At 68.6% G+C, this 23,270-nt stretch carries 36 protein-coding genes; 3 read left to right on the top strand and 33 right to left on the bottom strand.

Annotated features, from left to right (window positions below):
- Positions 1–361: 361 nt before the first annotated feature.
- Positions 362–1,981, bottom strand: coding sequence for an ATP-binding cassette domain-containing protein (locus tag H297_RS0122795; protein WP_027738939.1), 1,620 nt, complete (start codon positions 1,979–1,981; stop codon positions 362–364).
- A gap of 78 nt (positions 1,982–2,059) precedes the next feature.
- Between H297_RS0122795 and H297_RS37900 the strand changes: the two genes are divergently transcribed.
- The 3 genes from H297_RS37900 (at position 2,060) to H297_RS0122780 (ending at position 4,552) form a co-directional block, all read left to right on the top strand.
- On the top strand, positions 2,060–2,980 hold the full coding sequence (locus H297_RS37900) for a hypothetical protein (RefSeq protein ID WP_027738938.1): 921 nt from the start codon (positions 2,060–2,062) through the stop codon (positions 2,978–2,980).
- A 134-nt stretch (positions 2,981–3,114) separates the two neighbouring features.
- Positions 3,115–3,339, top strand: coding sequence for a hypothetical protein (locus tag H297_RS0122785; protein ID WP_027738937.1), 225 nt, complete (start codon positions 3,115–3,117; stop codon positions 3,337–3,339).
- Between the two features lie 58 nt (positions 3,340–3,397).
- Positions 3,398–4,552, top strand: a complete 1,155-nt coding sequence (locus tag H297_RS0122780) for an SPFH domain-containing protein (protein WP_027738936.1) — start codon at positions 3,398–3,400, stop codon at positions 4,550–4,552.
- Positions 4,553–4,640: 88 nt separating this feature from the next.
- Here H297_RS0122780 and truA read toward each other — a convergent pair whose 3' ends face one another.
- The 32 genes from truA to rpsJ all read right to left on the bottom strand — a co-directional run bounded on the left by truA (position 4,641) and on the right by rpsJ (position 23,078).
- The gene (truA, locus tag H297_RS0122775) at positions 4,641–5,504 is read right to left on the bottom strand and encodes a tRNA pseudouridine(38-40) synthase TruA (protein WP_037795133.1); all 864 of its coding nucleotides are present in this window, start codon (positions 5,502–5,504) and stop codon (positions 4,641–4,643) included.
- A 104-nt stretch (positions 5,505–5,608) separates the two neighbouring features.
- Entirely contained in the window at positions 5,609–6,106 is a 498-nt protein-coding gene (gene rplQ, locus H297_RS0122770; protein WP_027738934.1) for a 50S ribosomal protein L17, read from the bottom strand.
- Between the two features lie 248 nt (positions 6,107–6,354).
- Positions 6,355–7,377, bottom strand: a complete 1,023-nt coding sequence (locus H297_RS0122765) for a DNA-directed RNA polymerase subunit alpha (RefSeq protein WP_019354927.1) — start codon at positions 7,375–7,377, stop codon at positions 6,355–6,357.
- 320 nt (positions 7,378–7,697) lie between these two features.
- Positions 7,698–8,324, bottom strand: coding sequence for a 30S ribosomal protein S4 (rpsD, locus tag H297_RS0122760; RefSeq protein WP_027738933.1), 627 nt, complete (start codon positions 8,322–8,324; stop codon positions 7,698–7,700).
- A gap of 25 nt (positions 8,325–8,349) precedes the next feature.
- On the bottom strand, positions 8,350–8,754 hold the full coding sequence (gene rpsK, locus H297_RS0122755) for a 30S ribosomal protein S11 (protein WP_016473404.1): 405 nt from the start codon (positions 8,752–8,754) through the stop codon (positions 8,350–8,352).
- A 67-nt stretch (positions 8,755–8,821) separates the two neighbouring features.
- Positions 8,822–9,202, bottom strand: coding sequence for a 30S ribosomal protein S13 (rpsM, locus tag H297_RS0122750; protein WP_027738932.1), 381 nt, complete (start codon positions 9,200–9,202; stop codon positions 8,822–8,824).
- Between the two features lie 181 nt (positions 9,203–9,383).
- Positions 9,384–9,497 carry a 50S ribosomal protein L36 gene (gene rpmJ / locus H297_RS0122745; RefSeq protein WP_003956441.1) on the bottom strand — a complete coding sequence of 38 codons (114 nt, stop codon included), beginning with the start codon at positions 9,495–9,497 and terminating at the stop codon, positions 9,384–9,386.
- A 75-nt stretch (positions 9,498–9,572) separates the two neighbouring features.
- A complete protein-coding gene (infA, locus tag H297_RS0122740) occupies positions 9,573–9,794 on the bottom strand; it encodes a translation initiation factor IF-1 (protein ID WP_003948620.1) in 222 nt (73 codons plus the stop codon).
- Positions 9,795–9,969: 175 nt separating this feature from the next.
- Positions 9,970–10,806, bottom strand: a complete 837-nt coding sequence (map, locus tag H297_RS0122735) for a type I methionyl aminopeptidase (protein ID WP_027738931.1) — start codon at positions 10,804–10,806, stop codon at positions 9,970–9,972.
- A 293-nt stretch (positions 10,807–11,099) separates the two neighbouring features.
- Positions 11,100–11,756: an adenylate kinase gene (locus tag H297_RS0122730; RefSeq protein ID WP_027738930.1), complete on the bottom strand. Its 657-nt coding sequence runs from the start codon at positions 11,754–11,756 to the stop codon at positions 11,100–11,102.
- Positions 11,756–13,069: a preprotein translocase subunit SecY gene (gene secY, locus H297_RS0122725; RefSeq protein WP_027738929.1), complete on the bottom strand. Its 1,314-nt coding sequence runs from the start codon at positions 13,067–13,069 to the stop codon at positions 11,756–11,758. The genes H297_RS0122730 and secY overlap by 1 nt, the downstream gene beginning before the upstream one ends.
- Positions 13,070–13,271: 202 nt before the next feature.
- On the bottom strand, positions 13,272–13,724 hold the full coding sequence (rplO, locus tag H297_RS0122720; protein WP_027738928.1) for a 50S ribosomal protein L15: 453 nt from the start codon (positions 13,722–13,724) through the stop codon (positions 13,272–13,274).
- A gap of 1 nt (position 13,725) precedes the next feature.
- The gene (gene rpmD, locus H297_RS0122715) at positions 13,726–13,908 is read right to left on the bottom strand and encodes a 50S ribosomal protein L30 (RefSeq protein WP_027738927.1); all 183 of its coding nucleotides are present in this window, start codon (positions 13,906–13,908) and stop codon (positions 13,726–13,728) included.
- Positions 13,908–14,510 carry a 30S ribosomal protein S5 gene (gene rpsE / locus H297_RS0122710; protein ID WP_027738926.1) on the bottom strand — a complete coding sequence of 201 codons (603 nt, stop codon included), beginning with the start codon at positions 14,508–14,510 and terminating at the stop codon, positions 13,908–13,910. The genes rpmD and rpsE overlap by 1 nt, the downstream gene beginning before the upstream one ends.
- 44 nt (positions 14,511–14,554) lie before the next feature.
- Positions 14,555–14,938 (bottom strand): 50S ribosomal protein L18, encoded by a 384-nt coding sequence (gene rplR, locus H297_RS0122705; protein WP_027738925.1) that lies wholly within the window; start codon positions 14,936–14,938, stop codon positions 14,555–14,557.
- A 3-nt stretch (positions 14,939–14,941) separates the two neighbouring features.
- On the bottom strand, positions 14,942–15,481 hold the full coding sequence (rplF, locus tag H297_RS0122700; RefSeq protein WP_027738924.1) for a 50S ribosomal protein L6: 540 nt from the start codon (positions 15,479–15,481) through the stop codon (positions 14,942–14,944).
- 23 nt (positions 15,482–15,504) lie between these two features.
- Positions 15,505–15,903, bottom strand: coding sequence for a 30S ribosomal protein S8 (gene rpsH / locus H297_RS0122695; RefSeq protein WP_027738923.1), 399 nt, complete (start codon positions 15,901–15,903; stop codon positions 15,505–15,507).
- 215 nt (positions 15,904–16,118) lie between these two features.
- A complete protein-coding gene (locus H297_RS0122690) occupies positions 16,119–16,304 on the bottom strand; it encodes a type Z 30S ribosomal protein S14 (protein ID WP_027738922.1) in 186 nt (61 codons plus the stop codon).
- Positions 16,305–16,306: 2 nt separating this feature from the next.
- On the bottom strand, positions 16,307–16,870 hold the full coding sequence (rplE, locus tag H297_RS0122685; RefSeq protein ID WP_027738921.1) for a 50S ribosomal protein L5: 564 nt from the start codon (positions 16,868–16,870) through the stop codon (positions 16,307–16,309).
- Positions 16,870–17,193, bottom strand: coding sequence for a 50S ribosomal protein L24 (gene rplX, locus H297_RS0122680; protein ID WP_027738920.1), 324 nt, complete (start codon positions 17,191–17,193; stop codon positions 16,870–16,872). The genes rplE and rplX overlap by 1 nt, the downstream gene beginning before the upstream one ends.
- 2 nt (positions 17,194–17,195) lie before the next feature.
- Positions 17,196–17,564, bottom strand: a complete 369-nt coding sequence (gene rplN / locus H297_RS0122675) for a 50S ribosomal protein L14 (protein WP_027738919.1) — start codon at positions 17,562–17,564, stop codon at positions 17,196–17,198.
- Positions 17,565–17,703: 139 nt separating this feature from the next.
- On the bottom strand, positions 17,704–17,991 hold the full coding sequence (gene rpsQ, locus H297_RS0122670; protein WP_027738918.1) for a 30S ribosomal protein S17: 288 nt from the start codon (positions 17,989–17,991) through the stop codon (positions 17,704–17,706).
- Complete coding sequence (rpmC, locus tag H297_RS0122665) at positions 17,991–18,215, bottom strand: 50S ribosomal protein L29 (protein ID WP_016473420.1); 225 nt, start codon at positions 18,213–18,215, stop codon at positions 17,991–17,993. The genes rpsQ and rpmC overlap by 1 nt, the downstream gene beginning before the upstream one ends.
- Entirely contained in the window at positions 18,215–18,634 is a 420-nt protein-coding gene (gene rplP / locus H297_RS0122660) for a 50S ribosomal protein L16 (protein WP_019354945.1), read from the bottom strand. Before rplP ends, rpmC begins: the two co-directional genes overlap by 1 nt.
- Before the next feature lie 3 nt (positions 18,635–18,637).
- Complete coding sequence (gene rpsC / locus H297_RS0122655) at positions 18,638–19,462, bottom strand: 30S ribosomal protein S3 (RefSeq protein WP_027738917.1); 825 nt, start codon at positions 19,460–19,462, stop codon at positions 18,638–18,640.
- The gene (gene rplV, locus H297_RS0122650) at positions 19,462–19,809 is read right to left on the bottom strand and encodes a 50S ribosomal protein L22 (RefSeq protein WP_027738916.1); all 348 of its coding nucleotides are present in this window, start codon (positions 19,807–19,809) and stop codon (positions 19,462–19,464) included. Before rplV ends, rpsC begins: the two co-directional genes overlap by 1 nt.
- A 43-nt stretch (positions 19,810–19,852) precedes the next feature.
- Positions 19,853–20,134 (bottom strand): 30S ribosomal protein S19, encoded by a 282-nt coding sequence (rpsS, locus tag H297_RS0122645; protein WP_027738915.1) that lies wholly within the window; start codon positions 20,132–20,134, stop codon positions 19,853–19,855.
- A 14-nt stretch (positions 20,135–20,148) separates the two neighbouring features.
- Entirely contained in the window at positions 20,149–20,985 is an 837-nt protein-coding gene (gene rplB, locus H297_RS0122640; RefSeq protein WP_027738914.1) for a 50S ribosomal protein L2, read from the bottom strand.
- A gap of 47 nt (positions 20,986–21,032) precedes the next feature.
- Positions 21,033–21,455 (bottom strand): 50S ribosomal protein L23, encoded by a 423-nt coding sequence (gene rplW / locus H297_RS0122635; RefSeq protein ID WP_027738913.1) that lies wholly within the window; start codon positions 21,453–21,455, stop codon positions 21,033–21,035.
- Positions 21,455–22,102, bottom strand: a complete 648-nt coding sequence (rplD, locus tag H297_RS0122630) for a 50S ribosomal protein L4 (protein ID WP_027738912.1) — start codon at positions 22,100–22,102, stop codon at positions 21,455–21,457. Before rplD ends, rplW begins: the two co-directional genes overlap by 1 nt.
- A gap of 7 nt (positions 22,103–22,109) precedes the next feature.
- Positions 22,110–22,754: a 50S ribosomal protein L3 gene (gene rplC / locus H297_RS0122625; RefSeq protein ID WP_027738911.1), complete on the bottom strand. Its 645-nt coding sequence runs from the start codon at positions 22,752–22,754 to the stop codon at positions 22,110–22,112.
- Positions 22,755–22,769: 15 nt separating this feature from the next.
- Positions 22,770–23,078 (bottom strand): 30S ribosomal protein S10, encoded by a 309-nt coding sequence (gene rpsJ, locus H297_RS0122620; protein WP_016909683.1) that lies wholly within the window; start codon positions 23,076–23,078, stop codon positions 22,770–22,772.
- Between the last annotated feature and the right edge of the window lie 192 nt (positions 23,079–23,270).

Raw genomic sequence — 23,270 nt, 5'->3', positions numbered from 1 at the left:
CGCTTCTCTCAGTGATTGGGTCCTGACAAAGGGCCAACCAGGCAGATCACGACAGGCGAGATCACAAGCGGTGACGCATCCGCAGGTGATCGCTGGTCATCGACCGGTAGGCCGGGTGCATGACCCCCCACGTGAGAACAGGCAAGCCAATACACACAACGATCCTGCAGAGTACCGACCTTCCCCCGCACGGGTCAAAACGGCCCGGCCGCCGCCCCGCTACCGCCCGCACCGGGAGCGGCTCGGTGTCCACCTGCACGGCCCGCCCGTCCGCCGGCCGCAGCACGGCCGGCCCGGACGGGATCTTCGCACGCTCCCCGCAACCGGCGGGCTGTGGGCCCTCCCAGGGTGTCCCAGCCCCTCACCGGGCCCGCGCCACCCTGGCCTCGTCCCACACCGGCCGGGGGGCCTCGCGGACGCGGCCGTCGGCGCCGAAGACCAGGTAGCGGTCGAAGGCGCGGGCGAACCAGCGGTCGTGGGTGACTGCCAGCACGGTGCCCTCGAACGACTCCAGGCCCTCCTGGAGCGCCTCCGCGGACTCCAGGTCGAGGTTGTCCGTGGGCTCGTCCAGGAGGAGGGCCGTGGCACCGGCCAGCTCCAGCAGGAGGATCTGGAAGCGGGCCTGCTGACCGCCGGAGAGGCGGTCGAAGGGGAGCTGGGCCTGGCGGGTCAGCTCGTAGCGGCGCAGCGCCGACATGGCGGCGCCGCGGTCGTGGGCGTGCTCCTTCCAGAGGATGTCCACGAGAGTGCGCCCCTCCAGCTCCGGGTGGGAGTGGGTCTGGGCGAAGTGGCCCGGGACGACGCGGGCACCCAGTTTCCACGTCCCCGTGTGGGTGACCTCCCCGCCGGCGAGCAGCCGCAGGAAGTGGGACTTGCCCGAGCCGTTGGAGCCGAGCACGGCGACCCGCTCGCCGTAGAAGACCTCCAGGTCGAAGGGGCGCATCAGCCCGGTGAGCTCCAGCCCCTGGCAGGTCACGGCGCGCACCCCCGTGCGGCCGCCGCGCAGCCGCATGCGGATGTCCTGCTCGCGCGGCGGCTCCAGCGGCGGGCCCGCCTCCTCGAACTTCTGCAGCCGGGTGCGGGCCGCCTGGAGCCGGGAGGCCATGTCGGAGTTGAAGGCGGCCTTCTGCTTGTACATGACGACCAGCCGCTTCAGCTTGGCGTGCTCCTCGTCCCAGCGCCGCCGCAGTTCCTCGAACCGCGCGAACCGCTCCTTGCGCGCCTCGTGGAACGTCGCGAATCCGCCGCCGTGCACCCACACGTCGCTGCCCGCGGCGCCCGGCTCGACGCTCACGATCCGGTCGGCCGCGCGCGCCAGCAGTTCGCGGTCGTGGGAGATGAACAGCACGGTCTTCTTCGTCTCGCGCAGCCGCTCCTCCAGCCACCGTTTGCCGGGTACGTCGAGGTAGTTGTCGGGCTCGTCCAGCAGCAGCACCTCGTCGGTGCCGCGCAGCAGCGACTCCAGCACCAGCCGTTTCTGCTCACCGCCCGACAGCGTGCGCACCTGACGCCACTGCGCCTTCTCGTAGGGGACGCCCAGCGCGGCGACCGTGCACATGTCCCACAGCGTCTCGGCCTCGTACCCGCGGGCTTCCGCCCAGTCGGCGAGGGCCTGCGCGTACTGCATCTGCGCCGCCTCGTCGTCGACGGTCAGCACCGCGTGCTCCGCCTCGTCCACGGCCGCGGCCGCCGTACGGATGCGCGGGTGGGCCACCGAGACGAGCAGGTCACGCACCGTGCGCTCGTCCCTGACGCTCCCCACGAACTGCGGCATCACGCCGAGCCCGCCGCCGACCGTGACCGTGCCGCCGTCCGGCTTCAACTCGCCCGCGATCAGCCGCAGCAGCGTCGTCTTGCCCGCCCCGTTCGCGCCCACCAGCGCCACCGAGGCGCCCTCCCCCACGCGCAGGGACGCGTCGTCGAACAGCGCCCTTCCGTCCGGCAGGTAGTACTCAAGGTGCGCCGCCTCGACATGTCCCATGGGCGCGATTGTCACGTTCCGACCACGTGCCGACCAAGCGAATATCGAGCACGACACACGGCGCCATAGGATGCCTCCATGAGCTTTGGGCAGCGGGGACCGGACTGGGGTTCCCAGGGGGGCGGTTCCGGCTGGAACACCGGGGGCTCCGGAGGGTCGACACCGGACTGGGCGGCACTCGCCGACGACGCCGAACGCGACCGCACCCGGCGCCGCCGCTGGCTGCTGGCGGGCGGCGGGGCGCTGGCGACGGCCGCGATCGCGGGGATCGTCGCGGTGGCCGTCGTCAACGAGGGCGGCTCACAGGGCGCTTCGGACAAGCCTTCGAAGTCGCTTCCGCCGTCGTCGAGCATTCCGAGTGACGACAAGGAGCCGGAGCCCACCTTCAAGAACGAGCCGCCGCCTCCGCCGCCGCCCAAGGACTTCATCTCCGACGCCGACCGGGACAAGGCCCCGCTCAACGCCGGCACGCTCTACCCGAGCAAGAACGTCACCATCAACAAGCACCCGTACAAGCTGGCCAGGACGGAGACCAGCAAGGACTGCGCCAACGCCGCCCACGCGAGCCTCGGCCCCGTGCTGACCCGGCACAAGTGCACAGCCCTCCACCGGGCCACCTACACCCAGGACGGGCTGGCCGTCACGGTCGGTATCGCGGTCTTCGACGACGCCGGGGCGGCGGCGAAGGTGAAGGCGGAGTACCAGCCCAACCTCGTCCCCCTCCCCGGTGAGGGCGTCCCCGACTTCTGCCGCACCGTCGTGTGCCGCACCACGGCCAACTCGCTGGGCCGCTACGCCTACTTCACGATCGCGGGGCGCACCAACGGCAAGGCCTCCGGCGCCGACGACAAGGAAGCCCAGCAGGCCGCCCTGGACGGCTCCAACTACGCCTACGCCCGCATCCTGCAGCGTGGCCGCGTCCAGTCCTCGCAGGCGGCCGAGCAGCCGGAGGCCGGGGAGCAGTCCGAGTCCCCGACGCAGCCGCGAGCCGACGAGTAGGGCCCGCGCCGGTGTGCGCCGACCCACAAGCCGGTAACGAAGTCGCCACAGGGGAGACCACGGGGGAGAAGAGACGCAGGCCACGGCGCTAGGGTCGCGGGGAAGCCAGGCACGAGAGGGACGGGGCACGGGCGATGCAGCCTGACGAGACGGTGATCGGCTCCATCGGCAAGCTGGTCGTCGGCACGAGGGGCCCCGACGGGCCCGGCGAGGTGCTGGTGCCGATCCGGGGCGGGTCCGAGGCGTTCCTCGCCTGGTCGCCCGAACCGCTGCCCGCCGGAACCACCGTCCTGGTCATCGCGTCACGCGGTACCCGCCAGGTCGACGTCAGCGCGTGGACCGATCCGCTGGACGTCTGACCGGCCCGCCGGCCGGCCCCCTCCCCCGCCGCAGGCGCAGTCGAGGAAAGGACGAAGAATGTTCGGATACCGCGTCCCCGCACCGGACGAGGCCATGCTGATCTCGGGTGGCCGTCGCGGCCTCAAGGGCGCACCGTTCCGCGTGGTGACCGGCCACGGCACGTTCGTGCTGCCGGTCTTCCGCAAGGTCCGGTTCCTCACCCTGGCGATGTGCGAGTCCGAGGTCGCCGAGACCTGTGTGACCAAGCAGGGCATCGTGCTGACCGTCCGCGCCGTGATCGCGTTCAAGGTCGGCAACGACAACGAGTCCATCGTCAACGCCGGCCAGCGCTTCCTCTCCGAGCAGGAGCAGATGTCGGTGCTGACCGGGCGGATCTTCTCCGGCCACCTGCGTGCCATCATCGGCTCGATGACCGTCGAGGAGATCGTCACCGAGCGGCAGAAGCTGGCCACCGAGGTGCTGGAGACCTCCAAGGCGGAGATGGCCAAGATCGGGCTCATCGTCGACTCCCTGCAGATCCAGTCCATCGACGACGGCGACACCGGCTACATCGAGGCGATGTCGGCCCCGCACAAGGCCGCGATCCAGCGCCAGGCCCAGATCGCCCAGGCCAAGGCCACCCAGGCGTCCGTTGAGGCCCAGCAGGAAGCCGCCCGTAACCAGGCCGAGTACGAGCGGCAGACCGCCGTCGTGCAGGCCGAGTACAAGGCCGAGGTGGACCGCGCCCAGGCACAGTCCGGGCAGGCCGGCCCGCTTGCCGAGGCCCACGCCCAGCAGGAGGTGCTGGCCGCTCAGACCGAACTGGCCGAGCGCGCCGCCCAGTTGCGCCAGCAGGAGCTGGTGGCCGAGGTCGTCAAGCCCGCCGAGGCCGAGGCCGAGCGCATCAAGGTCGTCGCCCTCGCCGAAGCCGAACGGATGAAGATCCAGGCCGAGGCCGCCGCCTCCCACGACCGCGTCGCCCTCGACCAGCTGCTGATCGACCAGCTGCCGCAGATCGTCAAGGAGGCCGCCTCCGGGCTCGCCCAGGCCAACGTCAACGTCCTCAACGGCGCCGACGGTCTCGGCGAGGTCGCCGCGGGGCTGGTCAGTCAGGGGCTGACGATCCTGGACACCGTCAAGCAGAACCTGGGCAAGCCCGCCGAAGGAGAGGACACCGCTCCCGCCTCCGGATCGCGCCGCGGCCCGGACGACGGCCGGGTGGCCATCCCCTGACGCCGACGCGGCCGGCCGCCCCGCGGGCGTCTCCGCGCCGTCCGGTCCACGGGCGGCGCGGAGACGGCCGCGCCGCGGCCCGCGCCGGTCAGCAGCAGCCGAAGGGGGTGTCGCCGCCCGGCAGCGGCGGCAGCGTCCGCTTGTTGCGGGACGCCAGGTTGCGGGCCTCCAGCTCCTCGTCGGCGGGGTAGGCCACCTCCTGAAGAGTGAGCCCGTGCGGCCGCACGACATGGACCGCGGAGTCCCTCACCCCCGCGGCCAGCACCTTCGCGGGCCACTCGGGCGGACGGTGGCCGTCGCCGACGAAGAGCATGGCACCCACCAGGGCGCGCACCATGTTGTGGCAGAAGGCGTCCGCCTGCACCGTCGCCTCCAGCACCCCGTCTGTGCGGCGCACCCACTCCAGCCGCTGGAGGGTACGGATCGTGGTGGCGCCCTCCCGCTTCTTGCAGTAGGCCGCGAAGTCGTGCTCGCCCAGCAGGCCGCGGGCCGCCTCGTTCATGGCGTCGAGGTCCAGCGGCCAGTTGTGCCACAGCACGTGCCCGCGCAGCAGCGGGTCGGCGCCGCCGGGGTGGTCGGTGACGCGGTAGGCGTAGCGGCGCCAGATCGCGGAGAAGCGGGCGTCGAAGTGGGGCGGTGCCGCACGCAGGCCGAAGACGCGTACGTCCATGGGCAGCCGGCCCGCGAGCCGACGCAGCAGGTGCTCGCCGTGCTCGGCCCACACCGGCCGCGGGAGGTCGACGTGGGCGACCTGGCCCCGGGCGTGCACCCCGGCGTCGGTGCGGCCCGCGACGGTCAGCTCCGGCGTCTCCTGCTGCCGCAGCACGACACGGAGCGCGTCCTCGATCTCCCCCTGGACCGTCCGCTGCCCCGCCCGCTGCCGGGCCCATCCGGAGAAGTCCCGCCCGTCGTAGGCCACATCCAGCCGTACCCGCACCACGTCTTCGATCACGCGGTGATCCTCTCATCCGGTCCCGCGCCGCGAACGACGAGTGGGCCCGCCCCCACCCGGGGAACGGGCCCACTCGCACGTGCGGAACGCACGGCCGTGCGACGTCAGGCGTCCTTGGACTCGCCCTCGGCCTCGGCGTCCGCCGTGTCCTTCTTCAGGTCGGCGACGGCCTCGTCACCGGCGGCGTCCTTCGCGGAACGCTTGGTGGCGGCCTCGGCCTCGCCGACCGCGGTCTGCTGCACCGTCAGCGCCTCGACCAGCTCGATGACCGCCATCGGGGCGTTGTCGCCACGACGCGGGCCGATCTTGGTGATGCGGGTGTAGCCACCGGGACGGTTCTCGTACCGCGGACCGATCTCGGTGAAGAGGGTGTGCACGACGCTCTTGTCGAGGACGGTGCGCATGACCTGCCGACGGTTGTGCAGGTCGCCCTTCTTCGCCTTGGTGATCAGACGCTCGGCGACCGGACGCAGGCGGCGGGCCTTCGCCTCGGTCGTCGTGATGCGGCCGTGCTCGAACAGCGCGGTCGCCAGGTTGCCCAGCATCGCCTTCTGGTGCGCGGCACTGCCGCCCAGACGGGGACCCTTGGTGGGCTTCGGCATGGTGCTTCTCCTTCGTTGTTCCTGCGTCGGCCGTGTCAGGAACCGACGGCAGTCCCGGCCGTATCAGGTACCGGGGATACGGACCCGCGCCCCGAGAGGGACGCGGGGTGCGCCCCCGAAGGGGCGCGGGGCTGTGCTCCCATGCGGCTTCGCCGCGTGGGAGCGGCAGGCCGCAGCCGGCCCGCAGCTCCCCGACGACAGCGACACGGCAGACGCTCAGGTCCGCCCCGCGCCGGAGGCCGAAGACCTCAGTACTGCTCGGTCTCCACGAAGCCGGCGTCGGCGTCGTCATCGGCACCGAACGCGTCGGCCGCAGCGGTCGGGTCGAATCCGGGGGGCGAGTCCTTCAGTGCCAGGCCCATGCCGGCCAGCTTCGCCTTGACCTCGTCGATCGACTTCGCACCGAAGTTGCGGATGTCGAGCAGGTCCGCCTCGGAGCGGGCCACCAGCTCGCCCACCGAGTGGATGCCCTCGCGCTTGAGGCAGTTGTACGACCGGACGGTGAGCTCCAGCTCCTCGATCGGCAGCGCCAGGTCGGCGGCGAGCGCGGCGTCCGTCGGCGACGGGCCCATGTCGATGCCCTCGGCGTCGACGTTGAGCTCGCGCGCCAGACCGAACAGCTCCACCAGCGTCTTGCCGGCCGACGCCATGGCGTCGCGGGGCCGCATGGCCTGCTTGGTCTCGACGTCGACGATCAGCTTGTCGAAGTCGGTGCGCTGCTCGACACGGGTCGCCTCGACCTTGTAGGTGACCTTGAGGACGGGCGAGTAGATCGAGTCGACCGGGATGCGGCCGATCTCCTGGCCGACCTGCTTGTTCTGCACGGCGGAGACGTAGCCGCGGCCGCGCTCGACCGTCAGCTCCATCTCCAGCTTGCCCTTGCCGTTGAGCGTGGCGAGGACCAGGTCCGGGTTGTGCACCTCGACACCGGCCGGCGGCGCGATGTCCGCGGCGGTGACCAGGCCCGGGCCCTGCTTGCGCAGGTACATCACGACCGGCTCGTCGTGCTCCGAGGAGACGACGAGGGACTTGATGTTCAGGATCAGGTCGGTGACGTCCTCCTTGACGCCCGGCACGGTGGAGAACTCGTGCAGCACGCCGTCGATGCGGATGGACGTGACCGCCGCACCCGGGATCGAGGAGAGGAGCGTACGGCGCAGGGAGTTACCGAGGGTGTAGCCGAAGCCGGGCTCCAGCGGCTCGATCACGAACCGGGAGCGGAACTCGTCGACGACCTCTTCGGTCAGGGATGGGCGCTGAGCGATCAGCATGTGATGTGTGCCTCCAGTTTTCGGCAACCGCTATTTGATGCCGGTACTGCAAGGGTACGGGCGGCTCGGCTGAAACGTCGCGACGCTGCAAAGCAGCAACGCCGAAACGCAGCAACGCAGCCGAACCGCCCCCACCCGGTGAGCCGAACCCGACTACTTCGAGTACAGCTCCGTGATGATTACTTCGAGTACAGCTCCACGATGAGCCGCTCCTGCACCTGGGTGTCGATACTGCGTCCCCTCGGGGAGTGATCCCCGAACCCCAAGCCGGGCCGGGGACGAGCTCGCAGACCGAGCACCGAAGCCAGGAGCCGCCCGACTTACTTCGAGTACAGCTCCACGATGAGCTGCTCCTGCACCTGGGTGTCGATCACCTGGCGCTCGGGCAGCGAGTGGACGAGGATGCGCAGCTTCGAGGGGATGGCCTCCAGCCACGCCGGAACCGTCTTCTCGCCGGCCTCCGCCACCGCCACCTGGAAGGGGGCGAGGGTACGGGAGGAGCCGCGGACCTCGACGATGTCGTTGACGGACACCCGCGCCGAGGGAATGTCGGTCTTGCGACCGTTCACCGCGATGTGACCGTGCTTGACGAGCTGACGTGCGTGGTCGCGGGACTTGGCGAAGCCGGCCCGGTACACGACGTTGTCCAGACGGGTCTCCAGGATGCGGAGCAGGTTGTCACCCGTCTTGCCCTGGAGCCGGTTGGCCTCGTTGAAGTATCCGCGGAACTGCTTTTCGAGGACACCGTAGATCCGGGCGGCCTTCTGCTTCTCACGCTTCTGCAGCAGGTACTCGGAGTCCTTGGTGCGCCCGCGTCCGTGCTCACCCGGGGGGTAAGGACGGATCTCGATCGGGCACTTCGCGCTCTCGCACTTAGCTCCCTTGAGGAAGAGCTTCTGCTTCTCCCGACGGCAACGCTTGCAGTCGGCCCCGGTGTAACGCGCCATGTGTGGTGATCTCCTACTTCAGTTGTCAGACTCGGCGACGCTTCGGCGGGCGGCAGCCGTTGTGCGGGGTGGGGGTCACGTCCTGGATGGAGCCGACCTCCAGGCCGGTGGCCTGGAGGGAGCGGATCGCGGTCTCACGGCCGGAGCCGGGACCCTTGACGAAGACGTCCACCTTGCGCATGCCGTGCTCCTGCGCGCGGCGCGCCGCATTCTCGGCGGCCATCTGCGCAGCGAACGGCGTCGACTTCCGCGAGCCCTTGAAGCCGACGTGGCCGGCCGAGGCCCAGGAGATCACGTTGCCGGTGGGGTCGGTGATCGAGACGATCGTGTTGTTGAACGTGCTCTTGATGTGAGCGTGCCCGTGGGCGACGTTCTTCTTCTCCTTGCGGCGCACCTTCTTGGCGCCGGCCGTACGGCCCTTCGGAGGCATATGGGTACAACTCCCGTGAGGTGGTCGGTCCTACTACGCGGACCGCTTGCAGCGTGTCCGGTGCGGACTACTTCTTGCCCGGCTTCTTCTTGCCGGCGATGGCGCGACGCGGGCCCTTACGGGTGCGGGCGTTGGTCTTGGTGCGCTGGCCGTGGACGGGGAGACCGCGCCGGTGGCGCAGACCCTCGTAGCAGCCGATCTCGACCTTGCGGCGGATGTCGGCCTGGATCTCACGGCGGAGGTCACCCTCGACCTGGAGGTTGTTGTCCACGTACTCGCGGAGCTGGACCAGCTCGTCCTCGCCCAGGTCCCGGACGCGGGTGTCCGGGCTGACCCCGGTCTCGCGCAGGGTCTGCTGGGCAAGGGTGCGGCCGATGCCGAAGACGTAGGTGAGGGCGACCTCGACGCGCTTCTCGCGCGGAAGGTCGACGCCGGCGAGGCGTGCCATGAATGTGGCTCCTGATGTTGTCGTCGGAGGTCTGCAGCAGCGCCGTTCCCGACTTCCTCGGAGAGGAGTCCGGTCCCCGGCCTCCGACCGGGGGTGTCGACACCGTGACCGGTGCCGGGCCCTGCTGTGGTGATGTGTTGCTCGCGTCGCGCGAAGTCTTGCGAAAGGCAGGTCGTGTGCGTCAGCCCTGGCGCTGCTTGTGGCGCAGGTTGTCGCAGATCACCATGACCCGGCCGTGACGGCGGATCACCTTGCACTTGTCGCAGATCTTCTTGACGCTCGGCTTGACCTTCATGTGGTGAGGTTCTCCGGGTCTGGCCTTCTCCCCACAGGCCTCACGGAAGCGGGGAAACCGGCACGATCTGTCGATCTACTTGTAGCGGTAGACGATCCGTCCGCGCGTCAGGTCGTAGGGAGACAGCTCCACCACGACCCGGTCGTCGGGAAGGATACGGATGTAGTGCATCCGCATCTTGCCGCTGATATGCGCGAGGACCTGGTGCCCGTTCTGGAGCTCCACCTTGAACATCGCGTTCGGGAGAGACTCGACGACGGTGCCCTCGATCTCGATGGCCCCTTGTTTTTTGGCCATGCTTGAGCGCTTCACCTTCCGGGATCGGCTACCTGGGAGGCCCTGGCGCTCCGGTTGCATACGGGTATACCTGGGCCGACGAGCCAGTCTACGACACCGGGTCCAGAAAGACGAATCCGGGCAGTATCCCCACTCGGGCGCCTGTTTATTCCTCCGCGATGCAGGTGCGGCTCCCTCAGCCCAGCGGGTCCGGTGCCGCCTCGACCCCGAGCTCCGCTAGCTTGGCCCGGCCGCCGTCACGGGCGGTGAGCACCAGCGGACCCTGCTCCGTGAGGGCGATCGAGTGCTCCCAGTGGGAGGACCAGGTGCCGTCGTTCGTCTTGACCGTCCAGTCGTCCGAGAGCACGTGCGTGCGCGCCGTGCCCAGGCTCACCATCGGCTCGATCGCCAGGCACATGCCCGGCACCAGCTTGGGGCCCCGGCCCCGCCGCCGCTCGACGTAGTTCAGCAGATGCGGGTCCATGTGCATCTGCGAACCGATGCCGTGCCCGCCGTAGTCCTCGATGATCCCGTACTTGCCGCCGGCCGGACGCGGCTGCCGCCGGATGTAGCTCTCGATCGCCTTGGAGATGTCCACCAGCCGGTTGCCCTTGCGCATGGCGGCGATCCCCGCCCACATGGACTCCTCGGTCACCCGGCTGAGCTCGTGCAGCTCGGCGGAGTGGCCCTCGCCGACGAAGACGGTCAGCGCGGCGTCGCCGTGCCAGCCGTCGATGATGGCTCCCGCATCGATGGACAGCAGGTCACCGGCCTTGAGAACGGTCTCCTTGCTGGGGATTCCGTGGACGACGACGTCGTTGACCGAGGTGCAGATGTTGCCGGGGAAGCCGCCGTAGCCGAGGAAGTTCGGCTTGGCCCCGTGGTCGGCCAGCACCTTCGCGGCGACCTCGTCCAGGTCCTTGGTGGTGGCACCCGGCACGGCCGCGGCCGCGCAGGCCTCGTGCATCGCGGCGACGACCAGCCCCGCCTCGCGCATCTTCGCGATCTGCTCCGGGGTCTTGATCTCGACCATGACGCCTTCCGCCTTCCCTGACCGGCCCACGCCGGTCCCGACCGGTTGTCTAGTTGCTGCTCGTCAAGTCTGCCAGGCACCTCGCCGGGGCGGTGCCGCCGTGGTCCGTCCGGGCAGTTCGCCGCGCCCCTGGCCCGGTGGGGTGCGGCGCCTCACCGCGCCGGCACCGGGCCGGGCACGATGTGGGGGCCGGGCGGACGCCCGGCCCCCACATCGGATCGGCCGCCGAGGCGGACGACCGTCAGGCCACGGGACGCCGCCGCACCGCTGCGCGGCCGCGTCCCCACGTGCGGTCAGGAGTCCGAGCGCCCCAGCGCACTCATCGCCCGCTCCGTCACTTCGCCGACCGCGCCCAGCGCGGAGATCGTGGTGACGAGCCCCTGCGCCTTGTAGTGGTCGATGATCGGCTCGGTCTCGCTGTGGTAGACCTCCAGCCGCTTGCGCACGGTCTCCTCGCGGTCGTCCTCGCGCTGGTAGAGCTCGCCACCGCACACGTCGCACACGCCGTCGGTCTTGGGAGTGCTGTATTCGACGTGGAAGACGTGGCTGCTGTCGTTGCGGCAGATGCGCCGACCGGCGATCCGCTTGACGACCTCGTCCTCGGGGACCTCCAGGTCCAGGACCGCGTCCAGCTTCCGGCCCGCCTCCTCCAGGTAGGCGTCCAGCGCCTTGGCCTGAGCGATGTTGCGCGGGAACCCGTCGAGCAGGAAGCCGTCCTCGGCGTCCGGCTGGGCCATCCGGTCCTTGGCCATGCCGATGGTGATCTCGTCCGGAACCAGTTGGCCGGCGCTCATGTACTCCTTGGCCTTGCGGCCGAGCTCGGTCCCCTGGCTCATGTTGGCGCGGAAGAGGTCGCCGGTGGCGATGTGCGGAATGGCGAGGTTCTTCGCGAGGAAGGCGGCCTGCGTTCCCTTGCCCGCACCAGGCGGTCCGACGAGGACGATACGCATCAGCGGAGGAACCCTTCGTAATGGCGCTGCTGAAGCTGGCTCTCGATCTGCTTCACGGTTTCGAGACCGACGCCCACGATGATCAGGATGCTCGTTCCGCCGAACGGGAAGTTCTGGTTGGCGTTGAACAAGATCAGCGCGACGGTCGGCACCAGTGCGATCAGGCCCAGGTACAGAGAGCCGGGCCACGTGATGCGGTTCAGCACGTAGCTCAGGTACTCCGCGGTGGGACGACCAGCCCGGATGCCCGGGATGAAGCCACCATACTTCTTCATGTTGTCGGCCACTTCTTCGGGGTTGAAGGAGATGGCCACATAGAAGAAGGCGAAGAAGACGATCAGCAGGAAATAGGTCGCAATGTAGAGAGGGTGGTCACCCTTGACGAAATGCGCCTGGATCCACTGGGCCCAGCCTGCCTGCGAGCCGCTGAACTGCACGATCAGGGCCGGAATATAGAGCAGCGACGATGCGAAGATGACGGGAATCACACCCGCCTGGTTGACCTTGAGCGGAATGTAGGTCGAGGTTCCGCCGTAACTGCGGCGCCCGATCATCCGCTTCGCGTACTGCACGGGAATGCGGCGCTGGGCCTGCTCCACGAACACCACGAGAGCGACCATCGCGAGACCGCAGACGATGACGGCGCCGAATTCGATCCAGCCGTCGGCGAGCTTGCCCTGCTTCTTGATGGCCCACAGCGCGCCGGGGAAACCGGCGGCGATGGAGGTGAACATCAGGATGGACATGCCGTTGCCGATACCGCGGTCGGTGATCAGCTCACCGAGCCACATGATCATGCCGGTACCGGCGGTCATCGTGATGACCATCACGACGGTGGTGAAGATCGACTGGTTCGGGATGATCTCGCTGGCGACGCTGCAGTTCTGGAAGAGGCTGCCGCTGCGCGCTGTGGCGACCAGACCGGTGGCCTGGAGGATGGCGAGCGCCACGGTCAGATAACGCGTGTACTGCGTGATCTTCGCCTGTCCGGCCTGCCCCTCCTTCTTCAGGGCCTCCAGACGCGGGATGACCACGACCAGCAGCTGCAGGATGATGCTCGCCGTGATGTACGGCATGATCCCGAGCGCGAAGACGGTGATCTGGAGCAGCGCGCCGCCACTGAACATGTTGACCAGGCCGAAGAGGCCCTGCGCGCCCTTGGCCTCGTCCATGCACGCTTGGACGTTCTCATAGCTGACGCCCGGCACCGGGACGTGCGCTCCGATCCGGAAGAGCACCATGATGCCGAGCGTGAAGAGCAGCTTCTTGCGCAGGTCGGGCGTCTGGAACGCCCGGGCGAACGCGGTGAGCACGGTGCCTCCTGCGCCCCCCGCGTTCTTGAGTGCGCGAGAGGTGACGGTCTTGAGGATCGACAGAAATCAACGGTGGTGCCACCTTACCGGCGACGGCACCACGGAGAAACGACCAGCCCGGAAACGACCGGCCGGGGCAAACGACCAGCCGGGGATGTCCCGTTGGGACATCCCCGGCCTGTCGTTCACCTGGTCAACGAACTCACAGGAGCTCGGTGACGGTGCCGCCGGCGGCGGTGATCTTCTCCTTGGCGGAGCCGGAGACCTTGTCGACGGTCACCGTCAGCGCGACCGAGACGTCACCGGAGCCGAGCACCTTGACCAACTCGTTGTTGCGTACGGCGCCCTTGGCGACCAGGTCGGCCACCGTGACCTCACCACCCTCGGGGTAGAGGGCGGCCAGCTTGTCCAGGTTCACGACCTGGAACTGCTTGTGCGCCGGGTTGTTGAAGCCCTTGAGCTTGGGCAGCCGCATGTGCAGCGGCATCTGCCCACCCTCGAAGCGCTCCGGAACCTGGTACCGGGCCTTGGTGCCCTTGGTGCCACGGCCCGCCGTCTTGCCCTTGGAGGCCTCACCGCGACCCACGCGGGTCTTGGCGGTCTTGGCCCCGGGGGCCGGACGGAGGTTGTGGACCTTCAGCGGGTTGTCACCCATGTCAGTCGACCTCCTCGACCGTCACGAGGTGGCGCACGGTGTGCACCTGACCGCGCACGACGGCGTTGTCCTCGCGGACGGCCACGTCGTTGACGCGCTTGAGACCGAGGGTCCGCAGCGTGTCACGGTGGTTCTGCTTGGTCCCGATGACGGAACGGGTCTGCGTGATCTGGATGCGAGCCATTACGCGCTCACCCCAGCACGCGCCCGCAGCAGAGCCGCAGGGGCCACGTCCTCCAGCGGCAGACCACGGCGGGCCGCGATCTCCTCCGGGCGCTGGAGCCCGCGGAGCGCCGCCACCGTGGCATGCACGATGTTGATCGGGTTCGCCGAGCCGAGCGACTTGCTCAGCACGTCGTGGATGCCCGCGCACTCCAGCACGGCACGCACCGGGCCACCGGCGATCACACCGGTACCGGGCGAGGCCGGCTTGAGCAGCACGACACCCGCGGCTTCCTCACCCTGGATCGGGTGCGGGATGGTGCCCTGGATACGCGGGACCTTGAAGAAGTGCTTCTTGGCCTCCTCCACACCCTTGGCGATGGCGGCCGGCACCTCCTTGGCCTTGCCGTACCCGACACCCACGGTGCCGTCACCGTCGCCCACCACGACCAGCGCGGTGAAGCTGAAGCGACGACCACCCTTCACAACCTTGGCGACACGGTTGATCGCGACGACGCGCTCAACGTACGCGGTCTTCTCGGCGGCAGCGCCGCCGTCCCGGCCCTTACGGTCCCGCCGCTCGCCGCCACCGGCGCCGCCACCGCGGCGCTGGGGTCCAGCCATTGGAATTACCTCTCTCTTTGTCCGCTAGCTCACGGAACCGGGGCTCAGAACTTGAGCCCGGCCTCGCGGGCGGCGTCAGCCAGAGCGGCAATCCGCCCTGCGTACTTGTTACCGCCACGGTCGAAGACGACAGCCTCGACACCCGCGGCCTTCGCGCGCTCGGCGACCAGGGAACCGACCTGCTGGGCCTGGGCGCTCTTGTCACCCTCACCGCCGCGGATGGCGCCGTCCAGGTGCGACGCGGAGGCCACGGTGTGGCCGGCGACGTCGTCGATCACCTGGGCGGTGATACCGCGGTTGGTGCGCGTCACCACAAGACGGGGGCGCTCGGAAGTGCCCGAGACCTTCTTGCGGATGCGAAGGTGGCGGCGCTTGGTGGCGGACCGCTTGTAGGCGTCCCCCTTGGCGATCTTCACGCCGTATGCCATGGCTTACTTACCAGCCTTTCCGACCTTGCGGCGGATGGTCTCGCCCGCGTACTTCACGCCCTTGGCCTTGTAGGGGTCGGGCTTCCGCAGCTTGCGGATCTTCGCGGCGACCTCGCCGACCACCTGCTTGTCGATGCCCTCGACCGTGAACTTGGTCGGGGAGTCGACCTTGAAGGAAACCCCTTCCGGGGCCTCCACCAGGATCGGGTGGCTGTAGCCCAGCGAGAACTCCAGGTCGGAGCCCTTCGCCTGGACGCGGTAGCCGACACCGCTGATTTCGAGGTCCTTGGTGAATCCCGTGGTCACGCCAGTGATCATGTTCGCCACCAGCGTGCGGGACAGACCGTGCAGGGCCTTGTTCCGGCTCTCGTCGTTCGGGCGGCTGACGACGAGTGCGCCGTCCTCGCCCGAGGCGATCTCGATGGGCTCGGCAACGGTGTGCGAGAGCGAGCCCTTGGGGCCCTTCACCGCGACCGTCTGGCCATCGATGGTGACGTCCACACCGGCGGGAACCTGGATGGGGAGCTTGCCGATTCGCGACATGGCTTTACCTCCGTTCCCTTCCGTTACCAGACGTAGGCGAGGACTTCCCCGCCCACGCCCTTCTTGCCTGCCTGCCTGTCGGTGAGCAGGCCGTGCGACGTGGAGATGATCGCCACGCCGAGACCGCCCAGCACCTTCGGCAGGTTGGTGGACTTTGCGTAGACCCGCAGACCCGGCTTCGAGATCCGCTTGATGCCGGCGATCGAGCGCTCGCGGTTCGGGCCGAACTTCAGCTCCAGGACGAGGCTCTTGCCCACCTGGGCCTCCTCGGTCCGCCAGCCGGTGATGTAGCCCTCCTGCTGGAGGATCTCCGCGATGTGCGACTTGATCTTGCTGTGCGGCATCTCGACGGTGTCGTGGTACGCCGAGTTCGCGTTCCGCAGACGTGTCAGCATGTCTGCGATCGGATCGGTCATGGTCATGTGATGGCCTTCGGCCTCTCTCGCCGGGGTTTCCCTGTCTGCGTCGTCCCTCTCCCCGTCCGCCGGCCTTGCGGCCGACGACAGGACGGGTGCGTCGCGGGGGACCTACGGCGTAGTAAGCGACTTTTCAGCTTACCGAGAGCTTCGAGCAATCCCCAAATACCCGCTGCCCCAGGGCACCCCGTCAGGGGTGCCGGTCGGGCCGCCGGGTGGGACTACCAGGAGCTCTTGGTCACGCCCGGCAGCTCGCCACGGTGCGCCATCTGGCGAAGGCACACGCGGCACAGGCCGAACTTGCGGTAGACGGAGTGGGGACGGCCGCAGCGCTGGCAGCGCGTGTAGGCACGCACCGAGAACTTCGGCTTGCGGCTGGCCTTGGAGATCAGAGCCTTCTTCGCCATGGTCAGTTCTCCTTGAACGGGAAGCCGAGGTGACGAAGCAGGGAACGACCCTCGTCGTCGCTGGTCGCCGTGGTGACCACGGTGATGTCCATGCCCCGGACCCGGTCGATCTTGTCCTGGTCGATCTCGTGGAACATGACCTGCTCCGTGAGACCGAAGGTGTAGTTGCCCCGCCCGTCGAACTGCTTGGGCGACAGTCCGCGGAAGTCGCGGATGCGCGGCAGTGCGAGGGACAGCAGGCGGTCCAGGAACTCCCACATCCGGTCGCCGCGCAGCGTCACGTGGGCGCCGATCGGCTGCCCCTCACGCAGCTTGAACTGCGCGATGGACTTGCGGGCCTTGGTGACGGCCGGCTTCTGACCGGTGATCGTGGCGAGGTCCTTGATGGCGCCCTCGATCAGCTTGGAGTCGCGGGCGGCGTCGCCCACACCCATGTTGACCACGATCTTGGTCAGACCCGGGATCCGCATGACGTTCTCGTACGAGAACTCTTCCTGCAGCTTGCCCTGGATCTCTGCGCGGTAGCGCTGCTTCAGGCGGGGGGCCTGAGTGGTGGTGGCAGTCATCAGATGTCCTCACCGGTCCGCTTGGCAACGCGGATCTTGTTGCCGTCGTCGTCGAAGCGGTATCCGACGCGGGTCACGACCTTGTTGCCGTCCTTCTCCACGACCAGCTGAACGTTGCTGACGTGGATGGGGGCCTCGGTCGTCACGATGCCGCCGGTCTTCGAACCGCGGGCCGTCTGACCGGCCTTCGTGTGCTTCTTGACCCGGTTGACACCCTCGACCAGGACGCGGTCCTCGCGGGGGTAGGCCACGATGACCTTGCCCTGCTTGCCCTTGTCCTTACCGGTGATGACCTGAACCAGGTCGCCCTTCTTGATCTTCATGGTCACAGCACCTCCGGCGCGAGCGAGATGATCTTCATGAACTTCTTCTCGCGCAGCTCGCGGCCCACCGGGCCGAAGATGCGGGTGCCGCGAGGGTCGCCGTCGTTCTTGAGGATGACGGCGGCGTTCTCGTCGAACCGGATGTACGAACCGTCCGGACGGCGGCGCTCCTTGACGGTGCGCACGATGACGGCCTTGACGATGTCGCCCTTCTTCACGTTCCCACCGGGGATCGCGTCCTTGACGGTAGCGACAATGACGTCACCGACGCCCGCGTAGCGCCGGCCTGAACCGCCGAGCACACGGATGGTGAGGATCTCCTTGGCACCCGTGTTGTCGGCGACGCGAAGCCGGGACTCCTGCTGGATCACGTCTATCTCCTGTATGTCTGCCGGTTCCCGGCAGGGATCTCCCTCATCGGGCGACCCCTGCCGAGCCTGGCGGAACGAACCTGCGAACCCGGGACGGGCTCCAGGCAGCATTCATGCCGATTCCCTCGCGGGAAATCGCCTACTTGGCCTTCTCGAGGATCTCGACGATGCGCCAGCGCTTGGTGGCGGACAGCGGCCGGGTCTCCATCAGGAGGACGCGGTCGCCGACACCGGCAGCGTTCTGCTCGTCGTGCGCCTTGAGCTTGTTCGTACGGCGGATGACCTTGCCGTACAGCGCGTGCGTCACGCGGTCCTCGACGGCGACGACGACGGTCTTGTCCATCTTGTCGCTGACGACCAGACCCTGCCGGGTCTTGCGGAAGCCGCGCTGCTGCTCTGTCTTCTCTGTCACGTTCGTCTCGCTCATCAGGCGCTCTCCACCGTCTCGATGCCCAGCTCGCGCTCACGCATCAGGGTGTAGATCCGGGCGATGTCCTTGCGGACGGCCTTGAGCCGGCCGTGGTTCTCAAGCTGTCCGGTCGCCGCCTGGAAGCGGAGGTTGAACAGCTCTTCCTTGGCTTCGCGGAGCTTGCTCACAAGCTCCTCGTCGCCCAGCTCGCGCAGCTCGGACGCCTTGGTTCCGGCCGCCATCACGCGTCACCTGCCTCGCGCCGCACGATGCGGCACTTCATCGGAAGCTTGTGAGCTGCGCGGGTGAGCGCCTCACGAGCAATCTTCTCGTTCGGGTAGGACAGCTCGAACATCACGCGCCCCGGCTTGACGTTCGCGATCCACCACTCCGGCGAACCCTTACCGGAACCCATGCGGGTCTCGGCGGGCTTCTTCGTCAGCGGGCGGTCCGGGTAGATGTTGATCCACACCTTGCCACCACGCTTGATGTGACGGGTCATGGAGATACGAGCTGCCTCGATCTGCCGGTTCGTCACGTAGGCGCCGGTGACGGCCTGGATCCCGTACTCGCCGAAGGCGACCTCGGTACCACCCTTGGCCATACCCGTGCGCTTCGGGTGGTGCTGCTTGCGGTGCTTGACCCTGCGCGGGATCAGCATGGGTCAGCTCTCCTTTCCGGAAGCGCTCGGCTCGGCGGCAGCACCGGCGGGCGTCACGGACTCCGCCTTGGGAGCCTCGGCCTGCTGGTTCTGCTGCGGCTTGCGGCCGCGACGCTCGCCACCCCGCCGGGGACGGTCGTTGCCACCGCGCGACGGACGGTTGCCCGCACGCGCCGCGGCGTTCTCGGCCCGCACCTCGGAGATGTTCTTGACGTCACCCTTGTAGATCCACACCTTCACACCGATGCGGCCGAAGGTCGTCCGGGCCTCGAAGAAGCCGTAGTCGACGTTGGCACGCAGGGTGTGCAGCGGCACCCGGCCCTCGCGGTAGAACTCCGAGCGCGACATCTCGGCACCGCCGAGACGGCCGCCGCACTGGATCTTGATGCCCTTGGCACCGGCCTTCATCGACGTCTGCATGCTCTTGCGCATGGCACGGCGGAAGGAGACCCGGGAGGAGAGCTGCTCGGCGACCGCCTGGGCCACGAGCTGCGCGTCCGTCTCGGGGTTCTTCACCTCGAGGATGTTGAACTGGATCTGCTTGCCGGTGAGCTTCTCCAGGTTGCCCCGCAGGCGGTCGGCCTCGGCGCCGCGGCGGCCGATGACGATGCCCGGGCGGGCGGTGTGGACGTCGACGCGGACGCGGTCACGCGTGCGCTCGATCTCCACCTTGGAGATGCCGGCCCGCTCCATGCCCTGGGTGAGCAGCTTGCGGATCGCGACGTCTTCCTTGACGTAGTCCTTGTAGAGCTTGTCGGCGTACCAGCGCGACTTGAAGTCGGTGGTGATGCCGAGCCGGAACCCGTGCGGGTTTACCTTCTGGCCCATTACCGGGTTCCTTCCTTGCTGCTCACGACCACGGTGATGTGGCTCGTCCGCTTACGGATCCGGTAGGCGCGGCCCTGGGCGCGCGGCCGGAACCGCTTCAGGGTCGGGCCCTCGTCGACGTAGGCCTCGGAGATGACGAGGTTGTCGACATCCGTGTGGTCGTAGTTGTGCGCGGCGTTGGCGATGGCGCTGTCCAGCACCTTGCCCACGGGCACGCTCGCGGCCTGCGGGGCGAAACGCAGGGCCGCCTGAGCCTCCGTGGCATTCATGCCACGGACAAGGTCCACCACCCGGCGGGCCTTCATGGGCGTGACGCGCACATAGCGCGCGGAGGCCCTGGCTTCCATGGTTGTCCCTTCGGTGTCAGTCATGATCTACACACCCCGCCCGTCAACGACGACGCGACTTGCGGTCGTCCTTGACGTGGCCGCGGAAGGTGCGGGTCGGCGCGAACTCGCCGAGCTTGTGGCCGACCATCGACTCGGTGACGAACACCGGGACGTGCTTGCGGCCGTCGTGCACCGCGATCGTGTGGCCCAGCATGGCCGGGACGATCATCGAGCGGCGAGACCAGGTCTTGATGACGTTCTTGGTGCCCGCGTCGTTCTGGACGTCCACCTTCTTGGCGAGGTGGTCGTCGACGAAGGGCCCCTTCTTGAGACTGCGCGGCATCTAAAACCCGCCTCCTAGCGCTTCTTGTTCGTCTTGCGGCGGCGGACGATGTACTTGTTGCTGGCCTTCTTCGGCGAGCGCGTACGGCCCTCCTTCTGACCCCACGGCGAGACCGGGTGGCGGCCACCGGAGGTACGACCCTCACCACCACCGTGCGGGTGGTCGATCGGGTTCATGACCACGCCGCGGACGGTCGGGCGGACGCCCTTCCAGCGCATGCGGCCGGCCTTGCCCCAGTTGATGTTCGACTGCTCGGCGTTGCCGACCTCGCCGACGGTGGCGCGGCAGCGGGCGTCGACCAGGCGGATCTCACCGGACGGCATGCGCAGGTGGGCCATGCGGCCCTCCTTCGCCAGCAACTGCACCGAAGCACCGGCGGAGCGCGCGAACTTGGCGCCGCCACCCGGGTTCAGCTCGATCGCGTGGATCGTCGTACCGACCGGGATGTAGCGCAGCGGCAGGTTGTTGCCCGGCTTGATGTCGGCGCCCTGACCGTTCTCGACCCGGTCGCCCTGCTGGACGCCGCGGGGGGCGAGGATGTAGCGCTTCTCGCCGTCCACGTAGTGCAGCAGCGCGATGCGCGCGGTGCGGTTCGGGTCGTACTCGATGTGCGCGACCTTCGCCGGCACGCCGTCCTTGTCGTGCCGACGGAAGTCGATCACGCGGTAGGCGCGCTTGTGGCCACCGCCCTGGTGGCGGGCGGTCACACGGCCGGCGTTGTTACGGCCGCCCTTGTTGTGCAGCGGGCGGACCAGCGACTTCTCCGGCGTGGACCGCGTGATCTCGACGAAGTCGGCGACGCTGGCGCCACGACGGCCAGGAGTCGTCGGCTTGTACTTGCGGATACCCATTTCTCAGTCCTCGGAATATTCCGGACTTCAGAACGTCCCCGCCTCCGTCAGGAGGCCGGGCCGCCGAAGATGTCGATACGGTCGCCCTCGGCGAGGGTCACGATGGCGCGCTTGGTGTCGGCGCGCTTGCCGTAACCGGTGCGGGTGCGCTTGCGCTTGCCCTGTCGGTTGATCGTGTTCACGCCGGCGACCTTGACCGAGAAGACCTCTTCGATGGCCTGCTTGATCTGGGTCTTGTTCGCCCGCGGGTCGACGATGAACGTGTACTTGTTCTCGTCCAGCAGCGCGTAGCTCTTCTCCGAGACGACCGGCCGCAGCAGCAGGTCACGCGGGTCGGTGAAGGTCTTGCTCGGCTCGGCCGGCGCGAGCGGGCCCGGTCCCTCGGCAGCCCGGCGGGCGGCCTTGGCGGTGCGGGCGGCCTTCGCGGCCTTCGCTGCCTTGGAGGCAATGCTCGGGTGACGCGTAGCCATCAGGCCTCGCTCCCTTCGGTGTCGGCCTTGGGGCCAGCGACGAAGGACTCCAACGCGGCCTTGGTGAAGACCACGTCGTCGGAGACGAGCACGTCGTACGTGTTGAGCTGGCCCGGCTCCAGGATGTGGACCTGGGGCAGGTTGCGGGCGGACAGCCAGGTCTGCTCGTCGCTCCGCTCGGCGACCAGCAGCACATGCTTGCGCTCGCTGACCTTGCCGAGCAGCGCCTTGGCCGCCTTGGTGGAGACCTCGCTCTCGACCACACCGGACACGGCGTGGACGCGGCCGTGACGGGCCCGGTCGGAGAGGGCACCGCGCAGGGCGGCGGCCTTCATCTTCTTCGGGGTCCGCTGCGCGTAGTCCCGCGGGACGGGACCGTGCACGGTGCCACCGCCGGCGAACTGCGGAGCGCGGGTCGAACCCTGGCGGGCGCGGCCGGTGCCCTTCTGGCGGTACGGCTTCTTGCCGCCGCCGCGGACCTCGCCGCGGGTCTTGGTCTTGTGCGTGCCCTGGCGGGCCGCGGCCAGCTGGGCGACGACGACCTGGTGGATCAGCGGAACGCTGACCTGCACGTCGAAGATCTCCGCGGGGAGCTCGACGGTCCCGGTCTTCTCGCCGGCCGGCGAAAGGATGTCAATGGTGCTCATCGGTTCCTCAAGCCCCCTTGGCCGCGGTACGGACCAGGACGAGGCCGCCGTTCGGACCGGGGACTGCGCCCTTGATGAGCAGCAGACCCTTCTCCGCGTCAACGGCGTGGACGGTCAGGTTCTGGGTGGTGACCCGCTCGTTGCCCATCCGGCCGGCCATGCGGGTGCCCTTGAAGACACGGCCCGGGGTGGCGCAGCCACCGATGGCGCCCGGCTTGCGGTGCACGCGGTGCGCGCCGTGGGAGGCCTTGCCGCCGTGGAAGCCGTGGCGCTTCATGCCGCCGGCGAAGCCCTTGCCCTTCGACTTGCCGGTCACATCGACCTTGACGCCGGACTCGAAGGTGTCCGCGCCCAGCTCCTGACCGAGGGTGTACTCGGCGGAGTCGTTGGTGCGGATCTCCACGAGGTGGCGGCGGGGAGTGACGTCGGCCTTGGCGAAGTGGCCCTTGAGGGGCTTGTTCACCTTGCGCGGGTCGATCTCGCCGAAGGCGATCTGGACGGCCTCGTAGCCGTCCCTGTCTGCGGTGCGGACCTGGGTGACGACGTTGGGCCCGGCCTTGACGACGGTCACGGGGACGACGCGGTTGTTGTCGTCCCAGACCTGGGTCATGCCGAGCTTCTCGCCCAGGACGCCCTTGATCTGCTTAGCCATCTTCTACGACACCCCTCAGAGCTTGATCTCGATGTCGACGCCGGCCGGGAGGTCCAGGCGCATCAGCGAGTCAACGGTCTTGGGAGTCGGGTCGAGGATGTCGATCAGGCGCTTGTGGGTGCGCATCTCGAAGTGCTCGCGCGCGTCCTTGTACTTGTGCGGCGACTTGATGACGCAGTACACGTTCTTCTCTGTGGGCAGCGGCACCGGGCCGGCGACCGACGCACCCGTGCGGGTCACCGTCTCGACGATCTTCTTCGCCGAGTTGTCGATGACCTCGTGGTCGTAGGCCTTGAGCCTGATGCGGATCTTCTGTCCCGCCATGGCTACTTCGTAGTCCTGTCTCTCGTCACGCTCTGGTACCCCGTCCGTCTCTCGCCCCGCCTGCCGCGCGGTCTGCGACCCACGCGGTCGGGCGTGTCGGCTTCCCTCTCGCACGTCTCCGCACGAATACGCCTCCGCGGCCTGACGGCCCCGAAGGTTCCGTAAAAGGAAGAAGCCGGGGGAGAAACCCAC

Source organism: Streptomyces sp. CNT360 (assembly GCF_000424785.1).
Note: the sequence above shows the minus strand (reverse complement) of the source record. Positions and strands in the feature narration are given on the sequence as shown.